Source organism: Rhizobium indicum (genome assembly GCF_005862305.2).
GTDB classification, from domain to species: Bacteria; Pseudomonadota; Alphaproteobacteria; order Rhizobiales; family Rhizobiaceae; genus Rhizobium; species Rhizobium indicum.
The window spans coordinates 97,217-110,510 of sequence record NZ_CP054021.1 but is presented as its reverse complement, the minus strand read 5'-3'; the positions used below and the strand labels follow the sequence as shown (position 1 = coordinate 110,510).

Genomic DNA, 13,294 nt, shown 5'->3' with positions numbered 1-13,294 from the left:
GACGATGCCCGGCCCTCAGCCGGGCATTCTCTTTTCGTCGGGATCGGCAAAGACCGAGGCCGGCATCGGCCCGGATGTCAGCAGCGTGAAATCGAAGGGCGCCTGCAGATCAGGCCCAAGCACATATTGCCGGTGAACGCGCAACTGGTCCTTACGGATCTTGCGATAGTGCTCGCGCGTCAGCATCTGCTTGACGCGGATCAGGATCATCTTTGCCTGAGGCGCATCCGCATGGCCGGATACGTCAACGACCGGCACCTTGTAGAAATTGATCGAATCCGTCAGGCACTGTACGTCGAGCCAGGAAATCTCGGGACAGCGGGCGATCAGCCCGACGCGGGCGCGAAGCAGCGTTGCCGATGACATGAGCGCGCATTGCAGGATGGCGCTGCCGAGTGTGGCAAACACCACGCGCTTTCCTCTGAATATCTGCGGCTCCCTTTCCAGCAATATGCCGATGACATGGGCGGCGACGCTCGATCCCATGCTGTGCGAGGAGATCACATATTCGTCCGCCTCTTCCTCAAGCGCCTTGCGCACGGCAATGGCTTGGGCTTCCAGCCAGTCGTTGAAATCTGTCCGGTCCATGCGGCCGAGGGCGACGGCCATTTCCCAATCGGCAAAGAGATGCAGCGTATGGAAGCGTTCGGAAAACGGCAGGAAGGCGAAGATGAAGAAACAGAGCGCCAGCGGTCCGCTCCAGAGCATGTGCCACGGCGAAAAGCTAAGAGCATAGGGCAGAATGGCGATCTGCACCGTCAGCGCGATCGCCAGTGCCGTCAGCAGGAACGGGAAGAGGAAGAACAGGCCGAAGCGCCAGGCATGGCGGAAATATCCCCGCATCCCGCCTTCCAGCATGATCTCGGCGCAGCTTCGGAAGCCTGCAATGATCTGGCTCAGCGTGTTGCCACTGCGCAGCCGGCGCACCAGCCTATCGTGATCGACCATATGGATCCGGCTCTTCGTCTGCCAGCCGGGGGAACCGGTCCCTGCCTCGGGCGCCGCTACCCTCTCAGCCGTCCTGACCTCGAAACTGACCGGATTGCTCCCCTCGTCCACTGGCCCCGTCTCGACCGCATAGCCCCAGACGGCGGCACTCTGCCTGGCCGAACGCTCGTAGCGTGCCCTGTGGGCAACGCCGTCAAGCGGCTCGAAGCCCGGGAAATGCAGGACGACCCGCTTCTCGATCAATTCCATTCCACTCTTCCGGCCGGGCGAATGCCCGGCATGTTGCTGCGATCCGGCTGCTGCGCCACTGATATGGGTAAAAAGCAGCTATGGTCTCGAAGCCGTCTTGCTAACCGAACTCTTCCGGAATTCAATAGCAGCCATGTCGTTTCCATCACGAACGGAGGGGTTTTGTGGTCGACCTAGTCAAAGAATTGATATCAGGCGTCGTCGACACCGTGCTGAAGGAGATCCTGAAGAAAACCACCGGCCGCGCCACGACGAAGCGCAAAAGGCGTAAGACACGCCCCGCCGCGCCGACGACGGCTGCCCGCAAGGCGACCGCGGCCAAGCCCAAGCCCGCCCGCAAACAGGTGAGCAAGCGCCGCACCGCCGCGGGCCGCAGCCGTCAGCGTCGCAGCTAAGGCACGATGAAAATGCGAGCGGTTTTCGGACGAATTCTGCGGCGCTCTTGAGGGCATAACGGATGATACGCATTGTGAAAATCATTCTCGCGGCGGTCGTCGCGATCTGTCTCATCGCCGTCGCCGGCGTCTACGCCCTGTCGGAGATACGCCTTTCCAGGACGTACGACGTTGCGGCCGCCGATTTCTCCGTCAAAACGACGCTGCCTGCCGAGGAAGCCGAACGCCGCGCCCGCACGCTGATGTGCGGCGGCTGTCATCACGATGCCGGCAACGTGCTCATCGACGAGCCGGGCGTCGGCCGGATCGTCGCGCCGAACATGACCCGCTTCGTGCCGATGTACAGCGACGCGGAACTCGTTCGCCTCATCCGCCATGGCGTCAAGAAGGACGGTACCGGCGCCTTCATCATGCCGGCTAGCAACTTCGCCAATATCACCGATGATGATATGGCAGCGATCATTGCCTGGATGCGCAGTTTGAAGCAGCTTCCCGATGCGGTGGCCGGAACGACGCAATGGGGGCCGCTCGGACGCATCGGCCTGGCGCTCGACAAGATCCCTTTCGAAGCTGATCTGGTGCCGGCTGTCATCACCCCTGCCGCCACTCGCCCGGCCGATATCGGCGAATATGCCTTCAAGACGGGTTGCGGCCATTGCCACAATCTCGATACGGCAAAACAGTCGGAAGCCTTCCTGGCGCCGGCGCTTAAGCCACTGGCACAATCCTATTCGGCTGCCGATTTTAAGACGCTGCTGCGCACCGGCAAGGGTGTCGGCGGCCGCGATCTCGGCGTGATGACAGAGGTTTCCCAATGGGACTTCAGCCATTTCACCGATGTCGAAATCGAACAGATTCAGACCTATCTCGCCCGTCGACCGTAACGCGACGGCAACAACCCGGCAGCGGCCTGCCCGAACTGGTCTTTTTTTGGTTCGGGCGGCTGGAATTCTTGCTGTCGCATGCTATCTAAAGGCAACGATTGAAACGGTGGGCCTTTAACCCGCCTGTTGAAAGGATTAGGTCCCCATGAGCGGCATTCACGAATTCATCGACAACGAAATCAAGACTAACGACGTCGTCCTCTTCATGAAGGGCACGCCGCAGTTTCCGCAGTGCGGTTTCTCCGGCCAGGTCGTGCAAATTCTTGATTACATTGGTGTCGACTACAAGAGCGTCAACGTGCTCGCCGATTCGGAAATCCGCCAGGGCATCAAGGAATATTCCAACTGGCCGACAATCCCGCAGCTCTACGTAAAGGGCGAGTTCGTCGGCGGCTGTGACATCGTCCGGGAAATGTTCCAGGCTGGTGAACTGCAGCAGCATCTCCAGGAAAATGGCATCGCGGTGCGCGCCGCCTCCTGACCGGTCACCGGACGTCCGCCCGGTTTCCAAATCTGTTTCTTGAGTTCGAGGCGCTGCGGCCAGCAGCGCCTTGACCTGTTTATGGGAATTTCATTGTGACAGATTCTTCACAAGCCGTGTCCGCGGGCCGCCTGCCCATGGGCAAGCGAGAATTCATCGCGCTCGCAGCCTTCCTGATGGCCATCAACTCGCTGGCGATCGATATCATGCTCCCGGCCTTGCAGCAGATCGGCGCGAGCCTCGGCGTCGAAAGCGAGAACCACCGCCAGTTCGTCGTCTCCTCCTATCTGCTCGGCTTCGGCTGCGCCCAGCTTTTCTACGGACCGCTTTCCGATCGCTTCGGCCGCCGCACGCCGCTGTTGTTCGGCCTCGTCGTTTATATCGTTTCGGCCATCGGCATCGTCTTCGTTCCCTCCTTCGCCGGCCTGCTGGTGCTGCGCTTCGTCCAGGGCATCGGCTCGGCGGCCACCCGCGTCATCACCATCTCCATCGTCCGCGATATCTATGGCGGACGGCAGATGGCCGAAGTCATGTCGTTGATCATGATGGTCTTCATGATCGTGCCGGTGATTGCGCCCGGCACCGGCCAGATCGTCATGTTCTTCGGTAACTGGCACTTGATCTTCCTCTTCATCGCCACCATGGCGACGGCGATTGCCGTCTGGGCCTATCTACGCCTGCCGGAAACCCTGCATCCCGCCAATGTCAGGCCCTTCACCGCCCGCTCGATCTTCGGCGCCTTCAAGCTGGTGCTGACCAATCGCGTCGCGCTCTGCTACACCATTGCCAGCACCTTCATCTTCGGCGCGCTGTTCGGCTTCATCAATTCGGCCCAGCAGGTCTATGTCGGCATTTACGACCTCGGCGTCTATTTCCCCTTCGCCTTTGCCGGCGTGGCGATCTTCATGTCGCTGTCGTCCTTCTTCAATTCGCGCTTCGTCGGCAAGCTCGGTATGCGCCGCCTGTCGCATGGCTCGCTCATCGGCTTCATCGCCATCAACACCATCTGGCTGATCGTCCAGATGGCCAGCACCGAGCCGATGCCCTTCGCTCTGTTCATCTCCTTCTTCGGCCTTTCCATGTTCCAATTCGGCTGGATCGGCTCGAACTTCAATTCACTCGCGATGGAGCCGCTCGGCCACGTCGCCGGCACCGCCTCCTCCGTCCTCGGATTCATGAGCACGGTCGGCGGCGCCATTATCGGCGCCGGCATCGGCCAGGCCTTCAACGGCACCGCGCTGCCGATGGTCGCCGGTTACTTCGTCGTGTCGATCATCGGGCTCGTCTTCGTGCTGATCGCCGAGAAGGGCCGCCTCTTCCAATCGCAGAACCCAGCCGTCTGAACGGCTGGCCTCATTCGCATCCGGGATTTCACCACATGACGCCGCCGCATAAACCGCACCAGGAAAACCAGGGCTCCCGCCGCATCGGCATGGGCTTTGGCGAATTCGTCGTTACCATCGCCATCATGACCGCCAGCGTCGCCATGGCGATCGACAGCATGCTGCCGGCATTGCCCAATATCGGCCATTCCCTCGGCGTCACCAATACCAACGACGCGCAGCTGATCATCGGCGTGTTCTTCTTAGGCTTCGGCGTCTCGCAGATCTTCTTCGGCAGCCTTTCGGATACGTTCGGCCGCCGCAACATCCTGCTCGGCGGCCTGGCCTGCTATATTGTCGGAATGTTTGCCGCCGCAGCGACCGGCAGCTTCGAAATGCTGCTCGTCATGCGTTTCGTTCAGGGTGTGGGCGGTGCTGCGGTGCGCATCACCACCATGGCCATGGTACGCGACTGCTTCGGTGGCCGCGAAATGGCCCGTGTGATGTCCTATGTGATGATCGTCTTCATGATCGTGCCGATCGTTGCCCCCTCCGTCGGCCAGCTCATCATCCTCTATGCCAACTGGCACTGGATCTTCATCCTGCTGGGCATCATCGCTACCGTCCTGTTCGGCTGGGCTTTCCTCCGATTGAAGGAATCACTGCCGCCGGAAGAACGGCTGCCGCTGTCGGTCGGCTCTGTCGTGGATGGTTTCAAGACCGTGCTCACCAACCGCATCACCTGCGGCTACATGATCGGCCTCACCATGTTCACCGGCGTCATCAGTGCCTATGTGATCTCGGTGCAGCAGGTCTTCGGCGAGGTCTATGGCCTTGGCGACTGGCTGCCGATCGCCTTTGCGGCCACCGCTGGCGGCATCGCGGTCGCCAATTTCGCCAACGGCTTCTTCGTCCGCAAATTCGGCATGCGCCGCATCTCGCACGCTGCCCTTCTGATCTTCACGGCCCTCTCGGCTGTCGGCTTTTTCTATTCGCTGGCCGGCAAGCCGGATTTCGCCATCGCCTACGGCATCTTCACCATCGTGCTGATGATGTTTGCCCTGATCGCCACCAATTTCACCGCCATCAGCCTCGAGCCGATGGGCAATCTCGCCGGCACGGCGACCGCCATCACCGGCTTCGTCTCGACGACGGCCGGCGCTATACTTGGCGGCCTGGTCGGCCAGATGTTCAACGGCACGGTGCAGCCGCTCTTCGGCGGATTCGCGCTTTTCGGCGCGGTGACGATCGCAGCCACCCTCTGGGCGGAAAACGGCAAGCTGTTCACCCATCCCGGCGACAGCCCGCAACTCGATCCGGGTGCTGCCCACTTCTGAAATGGGAAATCTGCCGGAGCGGTTGGTCCCCGGCGGCATTGCATTAGATTGCAAACTCGGCACGTTCCTAAATCTTGATGCCCCCTGGAAGAAGGAGCCTGGTTTTGGATGCAGAATATCAACGTCTCCCTCCGCCATTGCAGGGTGAGATATTTCAAGTCAAACCAGATACCGGCACTGGCGTTGTTGTACTCGGCGGCTCCAGTGGCCGGGTCGATGTGGCCCGCGCCAGGTTGTTTGCGAGCCAAGGCACAACTGCAATCGCTCTTCGCTGGTTCAGCGGCGACGGTCAGGTACCAGGCATTTGCGAAGTGCCGCTGGAAACCTTTTTCGCTGCCACTGATTACTTGATCGAACTCGGTTGTAAACGCATCGTCCTGGTGGGGACATCGAAAGGCGCCGAAGCTGCGCTGCTCACAGCGGTATACGATCCGCGCATCAGCGCGGTCGTGGCAATAAGCCCCTCTTCAGTCGTTTGGGGAAATATTGGTCCGGGGCTTGATGGCATCAGCTGGCCCGAGCGCTCGTCGTGGACATTGCGAGGTACACCGCTTCCTTTTGTTTCGTCAGACCCAGAATGGGTGCGGGAATACAGAGACGGGCTGGTCGCCTATAGGGATCTGTTCGAAAGATGTCTCGATATGCACGAGTCTGAGATCGACGCAGCGGCTATCCCTTTGGAGAAGACGAATGCCGAAATTCTGCTCGTAGCAGGATGCGATGACGCGCTTTGGCCGTCAGACAAATTTGCCGAATCAATTGTTCGGCGGCGCGCAGCTTCGGGCTTACAGACCCCGCTTGTGTTGGGAAAAGAGGCGGGCCATCGCATTCTGCTCCCGAGCGAAACCACTTCCCGATCATCGCTGCACGCGCATGGTGGAAGTGACGAAGCCGACGCCGAATTGGGACAACTCGCGTGGGGACATATTCTTGAGATGCTATAGCGTGAGCGCTGCAGCCGTTCGATCGAAGGCTCCTCATCGGATTGGTGCGGCAGTGCGCGAAAGGCATCCTAATGGACGACCGAATTCTGATCAGGCACTACGCTCCAGGCGATGTGGACATGACGATTGAAATTTTTCTGCGCGCCATTCGAGAGGTCGCGTCGAAAGACTACTCACCCGCTGAGATCCAGGCTTGGGCAAAGGTGGAAGATCGCGGTCTATGGGCAGAGCGAAGGATAAGCAGACCTGCCTGGATCGCAGAAATTGACGGACGGCCTGTCGGGTTTTCCGATCTGACCGGCGGCGGGTGCCTGGACATGATGTTTGTGCACCCCGAGTTTCAGGGGCTTGGAATAGCAAGCCGGCTATTGAGCAGAGTCGAAGACGAAGCCCTGAAACTGGGGTTTAGCCGAATCTATACCGAAGCCAGCCGAACGACCCGACCGTTTTTTGAGCGCAAAGGGTTCCGCGTCATCACGAAGCAAATCGTCGAGAAGCGTGGGCAAGGCCTGGAAAACTTTCTCATGGAAAAGCTCTACCAGTAATATGCGGCAGGTCGAGCAGTTGTTCAGACCGTGAAAACCTCACGCCGCAGCACGTCCCACGAGGCCTTGTCGGGGGTAATCAGCAGCCCGCCATCGAGATGATGCGGCAGGTAGGGCGAGCCGTCGAAGCGAGCCGCGTAGGCGCCGGCCTCCTGCGAGATCAGCGTGCCGGCAAGGTGATCCCAGGGCATCAGCTTGTTGTACATGAGGTAATGCACATGGCCGCCGGCAAAGGTGCGGTATTCGTGGGCGGCGCAGCGGTAATTGGTGAGGAAGCGCACCTTGGCGAGATTGGCGAGCACTTCGGCGCGCTTTTCCTTCGGCAGGTAGCCGGTCGAGGCCATGCCGACCATATGCTCCAGGCCCACGGGCGCTGCGACCGAGAGCCGCTCGGCGCCACCATCCGGCCGCCGCAGCCAGGCGCCACCGCCCTTTTCGGCCATCACCCAATCGTCGCCCATTGGATCGTAGATGATGCCGGCAATCGTTTCGCCGCCGGAGATGACGGATGCCATGACGCCGAAGGCCGGGATGCCGGAGGCGAAATTGAAGGTGCCGTCGACCGGATCGACGACGATCGCGAGATCGGCATGTTCGAGGCTGCCGAGAAAATCAGGATCGCCCGCGACCGATTCTTCGCCAAGGAACAGTGCGCTCGGCCAGAGTTGCGCAGCTTCCGCCTTGATCATCCGTTCCGCCTGCTCATCGGCCTCGGTGACGAGATCGGTCGCCTCACTCTTGGCGCGCACGTCGTCATGACCAAGCCGGCGAAAGCGCGGCAGGATTTCCGCCTTCGCTGCGCGGCGCAGCAGATCGGCAAGAACGGTCACGTCGACAGTCGAAGTCATGTCAAATCCTCACGCTTAGGTCTCTCAGGAGAATCTTGAATCAGATGCCGACGATCTCGCGCCGGATGAGCTGCCAGCTCTCCTTGTCGGGCGCGGAGATGATACCGCCCACAGTCTCTCCGGGGCGATAGGGCGTTCCGTCGAATTTCGCCGTATGGCCGCCGGCCTCCTGATGCGCGAGTACACCGGCCAGGTGATCCCAGGGCATCAGTTTCGTATGGCCGATGAAATGCAGCTTGCCGGAGGCAACCATCCAATATTCGTAGGCCGAGCAGTTGAAGGCGAAGGTCATCCGGATCTTTGCCATGTTGGCGCACATACGCGAGCGATCCGGTTCATCCATATGCCCCCACGACATGCCGCCGACCATCTGGTTCAGGCTAGCAGGCTCCGCCACCTTCAGCTTTGTCGATTGCCCGTCCTGGCGCGTCAGGAAGGTGCCCGCCCCTTTGATCGCGGTCACCGTGTCGCCGAGAACGGGATCATGAATGATGCCGGCGACCGTTTCGCCCCTGACGGTCACCGCTAGCATCGTCCCGAAGACGGGCAGCCCGGCGGCAAAATTGAACGTCCCGTCGACAGGGTCGATGACGAAGGCGAGCTCGGCATCGGCAAGGGCCGGTACGACAGACCGGTCGGCGTCATAGGCCTCCTCGCCGACGACGAGTGCTGCGGGAAAGCGCGCTCGCAGCGCCGCGGTGATCCGGTGTTCGGCAAGTACGTCCGCCTGCGTCACCAGATCGATTGCCGAAGTCTTTTCCGAAACATCGGCAGCGCCGAGATTGCGGAAACGCGGCATGATCTCGGCGCGCGCCGCCTCTCGGACGCAATCGCCGAGAAAGAGAATATCCTGGTCTGAAATAGTCATGCGAAATCCTGCCTTGATGCAATAGCCAGCCTGCCCACAGCGCCGCGCGTCTTTTAGACGCGCAAAGGACGCTGGAACACCTTAAATTGCTGCATAATTCCTTAAATCGATTCCGATTTAAGGAATTATGCAGTAGCCGGCTTTTCATGAAGGATCGGTGACACCAAGGGTGGAAAAGTCGAAGAGTTTCGGGTCGAGCAGATGCGACGGGTTCACATGCGAAAGCGCCCGCAGCATCGTATCCTTGCGTCCCGGCATCCGCCGCTCGATATCGGCGAGCATGTCCTTCATCGCATTGCGCTGCAGCCCATCCTGCGAGCCGCAGAGATCGCAGGGGATGATCGGAAACTGCATGGCGGCGGCGAATTTTGCGAGGTCGTCCTCAGCGGCATAGGCAAGCGGCCGGAGCACCATCAGGTCGCCCTCGTCATTCAGAAGCTTCGCCGGCATCGAGGCGAGCCGGCCGCCATGAAAGAAATTCATGAAAAAGGTTTCGAGAATGTCCTCGCGGTGGTGGCCGAGCACCAGCGCATCGCAACCCTCTTCCCGCGCGACGCGGTAGAGATTGCCGCGGCGCAGCCGCGAACAGAGCGAACAATAGGTAGCGCCTTCAGGCACCTTCTCCTTCACGATCGAATAGGTATCGCGATACTCGATCCGGTGGCGGACGCCGATCTTGGTGAGATAGTCCGGCAGCACGTGCTTCGGAAAATTCGGCTGTCCCTGGTCGAGATTGCAGGCGATGAGTTCGACCGGCAGCAGGCCGCGCCATTTGAGATCCAGCAGCAGCGCCAACAGCCCATAAGAGTCCTTGCCGCCGGAAAGGCCGACCAGCCAGCGCTTCTGGCCCTTCAGCATGTCGAAATCGTCGAAGGCCTGCCGCACCTGCCGCAGCAGCCGCTTGCGCAGCTTGTTGAAGGAGACGGAACGCGGTGCATCGGCAAACAGCGCATGGCCGCCGGTGTCGGCCTCGCTACTCTCCAACTCGTCGGCGATACTGGCTGCGATATTCATTGCTTTGTCCTACAGAAATTCCACATTTGCTCTAGCAGAAACCCGCCTGGCAACACAGCGTCAATCGCCGAAAACCGACCAGCCGGTGCGCGCCGCAAGCATCTCCAATGCCGCAGCGCCGAGCTGCGAATTGCCGACCTTGTTCAACCCCGGCGACCACACCGCGATCGAGGCGATGCCCGGCGCCACCGCGAAGATGCCGCCGCCGACGCCGCTCTTGCCGGGCAGGCCGACATGATAGGCGAAGTCGCCTGAGCCATCGTAATGGCCGCACGTCAGCATCAGCGCATTGATGCGCCGCGCCCGCTTCGGCGAGACCACCGAATGGCCGGTCGTCGGATTGCTGCCGCGCGCCGCCAGGAACAGCCCGGCGCGAGCGAGCTGTTCGCAAGTCATCGACAGCGCGCATTGATGGAAATAGACGCCGAGCACATGGTCGACGGGATGATCCAGATTGCGATAGGCGCGCATGAAATTGGCAAGCGCGAAATTGCGGTATCCCGTCTGCGTTTCCGAGCGCGCCACCTTGTCGTCGATGGTGATCGACTCGTCATCGGCGAGATAACGCACGAAACGCAGCAGCTCGCCGATTGCCTCGCGCGGCGCATGGCCGGCCATGACGACGTCGCTGACGGCGATCGCGCCGGCATTGATGAAGGGGTTGCGGGGAATGCCGCTCTCGTGCTCTAGCTGGACAATCGAGTTGAAAGCCGATCCGGAGGGTTCGCGCCCGACCCGCTTCCACAGCCCCTCGCCGACCTTGCCGAGCGCCAGCGTCAGCATGAAGACTTTCGATATGCTCTGGATCGAGAAGGCGGTATCGGCATTGCCGACGCGATAGACTTTGCCGTCGACGGTGACGATCGCCATGCCGAACTGCTGCGGATCGACCTTGGCGAGCTCCGGAATATAGTCCGCGACCTTGCCCTCACCGATCCGCGGCTGGATATCGGCGTAGATGCTATCGAGGGTCGCCTGCAAATCTGCCATCGCTTCTCTCCAGATCGCAAAAAAGCCGCTCGAAAGAGCGGCTTTCCGTATATCGACGCATGCTGTTGTCTCGCAATCGGTTTCGACTGCGAGACGAATGCATTAACGCGAATAGAATTCGACGACCAGATGCGGTTCCATGACGACCGGGAACGGAACGTCGCTGAGCGTCGGGACGCGGCCGAAGGTTGCGACCATCTTGTTATGATCGACTTCGATATAGTCGGGAACGTCACGCTCTGCGAGGCTGACGGCTTCCAGAACGATCACCAGCTGCTTCGACTTTTCGCGAACTTCGATGACGTCGCCGGCCTTGCAACGATAGGAACCGATGTTGACGCGCACACCGTTGACCGAGACGTGGCCATGGTTGACGAACTGGCGGGCAGCAAAGACCGTCGGAACGAACTTGGCGCGATAGACGATTGCGTCGAGGCGCGATTCCAAGAGGCCGATCAGGTTTTCAGACGTGTCGCCCTTGCGGCGATCGGCTTCGGCGAAGATCGCGCGGAACTGCTTTTCGCGCAGGTCACCGTAGTAGCCCTTGAGCTTCTGCTTGGCGCGCAGCTGCACACCGAAGTCCGAAAGCTTGCCCTTGCGGCGCTGGCCGTGCTGGCCCGGGCCGTATTCGCGGCGGTTCACCGGGGACTTCGGACGGCCCCAGATGTTTTCGCCCATACGGCGGTCAATTTTGTATTTGGACGATTCGCGCTTGCTCATCGCATTTCCTTTCAAAGGTTTATGACGGTTTGTTTCCAAACCGCACGAAGGAAACACGCCCTCCTCTGGTCTCTTCCAAGACCTGACAGGATGTTCCGGTTAGCGAACAGGAACGATCCACGGGACATGTCAAATGAAACACCGGGCATTGCTGCCCGGTGCTTGCGGCGGTCTTTAGAGGCCCGTCATGAAAATGTCAACAGCGACAAACCCCGAAAGCGCCACTATTCCGCCGCCAGCGGTTGGTCGCCCGTGTCGGGTGCGTTGGCGTCGCCCGGCGCCGTCTGGCAGTCCATATCAGGGAAAGCGACGATACGCTTGCCAGAAAAATCGGCGTGCACGACGATAATACCCTGCTCCTCGAAATAGCCAAGCAGGCGGCGGGCGCGGCGGGCGGAATGGGTGCCGTAGGCGCGGGCGATGCGGGCGTCCGACGGACACGGCTCGCCGCAGACGGCGGCCTTGGCGAGCATCAGGAAGACGCCCTGCAGGTCGTCGGTGACACCTGAAGACAGCGACAGCGCCGTCGCCCAGGCATCGGTCGCGGCCGTTGCCGCATCGACGCCGGAGCGCGAGATCGCCACGCGCCGGCGGAAATCCGGCAGCGCGATCGGCGGTCCCGGCACCCGGCGCATGCGCAGCCGGACGAGAAAATCCTGGTAGAGCACCGAATCGGTACGGAAGGCGGAGGTGGGATCGTCGAGGATTTCGGCAAGCACGCCGGCAAGGCGCTCCTCCCGCTCCTCGGCGGAGACTTCCATCTGGCTCGCCCTCGTCTCGGCAGGTACGGCCGATGCCGCCGGCGTCGAGCGCGAGAGTTCGGCCAGAATATCGGTCGTCGGCCGCGGCGCCGGCGGGGCGCGGCGCACCAGCGGGCGCTGGAATTCCTCCGGATCGGGCGTGAAGATCAGGTCTTCGACATCTTGCGGCGCATCCGGCAGCGGCATCAGCTTCGGGCTGGAAGAGCGCGCCGAGGTCTCCACCGCGCCGATCTGGATCGGCAGCGGCCGACGCGACAGCGCCGGTCCGAGAGCAACGAAATTGCCGCGCTTCAGATCGCGGAACATCTCGGCCTGGCGCCGGTCCATGCCGAGCAGGTCGGCAGCACGCGCCATGTCGATATCGAGAAAGGTGCGGCCCATCAGGAAGTTCGAGGCCTCGGCCGCCACGTTCTTTGCAAGCTTGGCAAGCCGCTGCGTTGCGATCACGCCGGCAAGACCGCGCTTGCGGCCGCGGCACATCAGGTTGGTCATCGCGCCGAGCGACATCTTGCGCGCATCTTCCGAGACATCGCCACCGACCGACGGGGCAAACATCTGCGCCTCGTCGACCACGACGAGAACCGGATACCAGTATTCGCGATCGGCATCGAACATGCCGTTGAGAAAGGCGGCGGCGGCGCGCATCTGGTCTTCGAGATCGAGGCCTTCGAGCGTCAGCACGCAGGAAACGCGATGCTGGCGGATGCGGTTGGCAATGCCCGCCAACTCCGCCTCTGTGCGTTCACCGTCGACGACGACGTGGCCGAACCTGTCGCTGAGGGTGACGAAATCACCCTCGGGATCGATGATGACCTGCTGCACCCATTGCGCCGATTGCTCGAGCAGGCGGCGGAGAAGATGCGATTTGCCGGAGCCGGAATTGCCCTGAACGAGCAGACGTGTCGCCAGCAGCTCCTCGATATCGAGCGTCGCCGGAGCGCCGGACGCCAGTCCCATATCGATGCCAACCTGCACGTCCAATTCCCCT

The 13,294-nt window shown here is 61.2% G+C and carries 14 protein-coding genes; 7 read left to right on the top strand and 7 right to left on the bottom strand.

The features are described 5' to 3' along the window. Positions 1–15: 15 nt before the first annotated feature. A complete protein-coding gene (locus FFM53_RS00470) occupies positions 16–1,197 on the bottom strand; it encodes a hypothetical protein (protein WP_138389076.1) in 1,182 nt (393 codons plus the stop codon). A 164-nt stretch (positions 1,198–1,361) separates the two neighbouring features. Here FFM53_RS00470 and FFM53_RS00465 point away from each other — a divergent pair, with 164 nt between their 5' ends. The 7 genes from FFM53_RS00465 to FFM53_RS00435 all read left to right on the top strand — a co-directional run bounded on the left by FFM53_RS00465 (position 1,362) and on the right by FFM53_RS00435 (position 7,105). After that, positions 1,362–1,592: a hypothetical protein gene (locus tag FFM53_RS00465; RefSeq protein WP_138389075.1), complete on the top strand. Its 231-nt coding sequence runs from the start codon at positions 1,362–1,364 to the stop codon at positions 1,590–1,592. 62 nt (positions 1,593–1,654) lie between these two features. Beyond that, positions 1,655–2,476, top strand: a complete 822-nt coding sequence (locus tag FFM53_RS00460; RefSeq protein ID WP_138329318.1) for a c-type cytochrome — start codon at positions 1,655–1,657, stop codon at positions 2,474–2,476. Positions 2,477–2,621: 145 nt separating this feature from the next. Beyond that, complete coding sequence (gene grxD / locus FFM53_RS00455) at positions 2,622–2,957, top strand: Grx4 family monothiol glutaredoxin (protein ID WP_138329317.1); 336 nt, start codon at positions 2,622–2,624, stop codon at positions 2,955–2,957. 137 nt (positions 2,958–3,094) lie between these two features. Continuing rightward, a complete protein-coding gene (locus FFM53_RS00450; protein WP_138329316.1) occupies positions 3,095–4,300 on the top strand; it encodes a multidrug effflux MFS transporter in 1,206 nt (401 codons plus the stop codon). A gap of 35 nt (positions 4,301–4,335) precedes the next feature. Continuing rightward, a complete protein-coding gene (locus tag FFM53_RS00445) occupies positions 4,336–5,616 on the top strand; it encodes a multidrug effflux MFS transporter (RefSeq protein WP_138329315.1) in 1,281 nt (426 codons plus the stop codon). Positions 5,617–5,693: 77 nt separating this feature from the next. Further along, a complete protein-coding gene (locus FFM53_RS00440; protein ID WP_138389074.1) occupies positions 5,694–6,560 on the top strand; it encodes an alpha/beta hydrolase in 867 nt (288 codons plus the stop codon). Positions 6,561–6,631: 71 nt separating this feature from the next. Then, a complete protein-coding gene (locus FFM53_RS00435) occupies positions 6,632–7,105 on the top strand; it encodes a GNAT family N-acetyltransferase (protein WP_138389073.1) in 474 nt (157 codons plus the stop codon). A 23-nt stretch (positions 7,106–7,128) separates the two neighbouring features. On the opposite strand, the gene FFM53_RS00430 is transcribed toward FFM53_RS00435, so the two are convergent. The 6 genes from FFM53_RS00430 to FFM53_RS00405 form a co-directional block, all read right to left on the bottom strand. Next, positions 7,129–7,953: an inositol monophosphatase family protein gene (locus FFM53_RS00430; RefSeq protein WP_138329313.1), complete on the bottom strand. Its 825-nt coding sequence runs from the start codon at positions 7,951–7,953 to the stop codon at positions 7,129–7,131. 40 nt (positions 7,954–7,993) lie between these two features. Further along, positions 7,994–8,821 (bottom strand): inositol monophosphatase family protein, encoded by an 828-nt coding sequence (locus FFM53_RS00425; protein ID WP_138389072.1) that lies wholly within the window; start codon positions 8,819–8,821, stop codon positions 7,994–7,996. A 144-nt stretch (positions 8,822–8,965) separates the two neighbouring features. After that, positions 8,966–9,835 (bottom strand): tRNA 2-thiocytidine(32) synthetase TtcA, encoded by an 870-nt coding sequence (gene ttcA / locus FFM53_RS00420; protein ID WP_138329311.1) that lies wholly within the window; start codon positions 9,833–9,835, stop codon positions 8,966–8,968. 60 nt (positions 9,836–9,895) lie between these two features. Beyond that, entirely contained in the window at positions 9,896–10,825 is a 930-nt protein-coding gene (locus FFM53_RS00415; protein ID WP_138329310.1) for a glutaminase, read from the bottom strand. A 102-nt stretch (positions 10,826–10,927) separates the two neighbouring features. Beyond that, positions 10,928–11,545, bottom strand: coding sequence for a 30S ribosomal protein S4 (gene rpsD, locus FFM53_RS00410; protein WP_003540107.1), 618 nt, complete (start codon positions 11,543–11,545; stop codon positions 10,928–10,930). A gap of 224 nt (positions 11,546–11,769) precedes the next feature. Then, the gene (locus tag FFM53_RS00405; protein ID WP_138389071.1) at positions 11,770–13,281 is read right to left on the bottom strand and encodes a helicase HerA domain-containing protein; all 1,512 of its coding nucleotides are present in this window, start codon (positions 13,279–13,281) and stop codon (positions 11,770–11,772) included. Positions 13,282–13,294: the final 13 nt, after the last annotated feature.

Excerpts from the sequence above, each read along its gene's own strand:
- FFM53_RS00440 (WP_138389074.1), top strand. The coding sequence starts at position 5,694 with ATGCCCCCTGGAAGAAGGAGCCTGGTTTTGGATGCAGAATATCAACGT.
- FFM53_RS00470 (WP_138389076.1), bottom strand. The coding sequence starts at position 1,197 with ATGGAATTGATCGAGAAGCGGGTCGTCCTGCATTTCCCGGGCTTCGAG.
- ttcA (WP_138329311.1), bottom strand. The coding sequence starts at position 9,835 with ATGAATATCGCAGCCAGTATCGCCGACGAGTTGGAGAGTAGCGAGGCC.
- FFM53_RS00430 (WP_138329313.1), bottom strand. The coding sequence starts at position 7,953 with ATGACTTCGACTGTCGACGTGACCGTTCTTGCCGATCTGCTGCGCCGC.
- FFM53_RS00445 (WP_138329315.1), top strand. The coding sequence starts at position 4,336 with ATGACGCCGCCGCATAAACCGCACCAGGAAAACCAGGGCTCCCGCCGC.
- FFM53_RS00460 (WP_138329318.1), top strand. The coding sequence starts at position 1,655 with ATGATACGCATTGTGAAAATCATTCTCGCGGCGGTCGTCGCGATCTGT.
- rpsD (WP_003540107.1), bottom strand. The coding sequence starts at position 11,545 with ATGAGCAAGCGCGAATCGTCCAAATACAAAATTGACCGCCGTATGGGC.
- grxD (WP_138329317.1), top strand. The coding sequence starts at position 2,622 with ATGAGCGGCATTCACGAATTCATCGACAACGAAATCAAGACTAACGAC.
- FFM53_RS00415 (WP_138329310.1), bottom strand. The coding sequence starts at position 10,825 with ATGGCAGATTTGCAGGCGACCCTCGATAGCATCTACGCCGATATCCAG.
- FFM53_RS00450 (WP_138329316.1), top strand. The coding sequence starts at position 3,095 with ATGGGCAAGCGAGAATTCATCGCGCTCGCAGCCTTCCTGATGGCCATC.
- FFM53_RS00435 (WP_138389073.1), top strand. The coding sequence starts at position 6,632 with ATGGACGACCGAATTCTGATCAGGCACTACGCTCCAGGCGATGTGGAC.
- FFM53_RS00425 (WP_138389072.1), bottom strand. The coding sequence starts at position 8,821 with ATGACTATTTCAGACCAGGATATTCTCTTTCTCGGCGATTGCGTCCGA.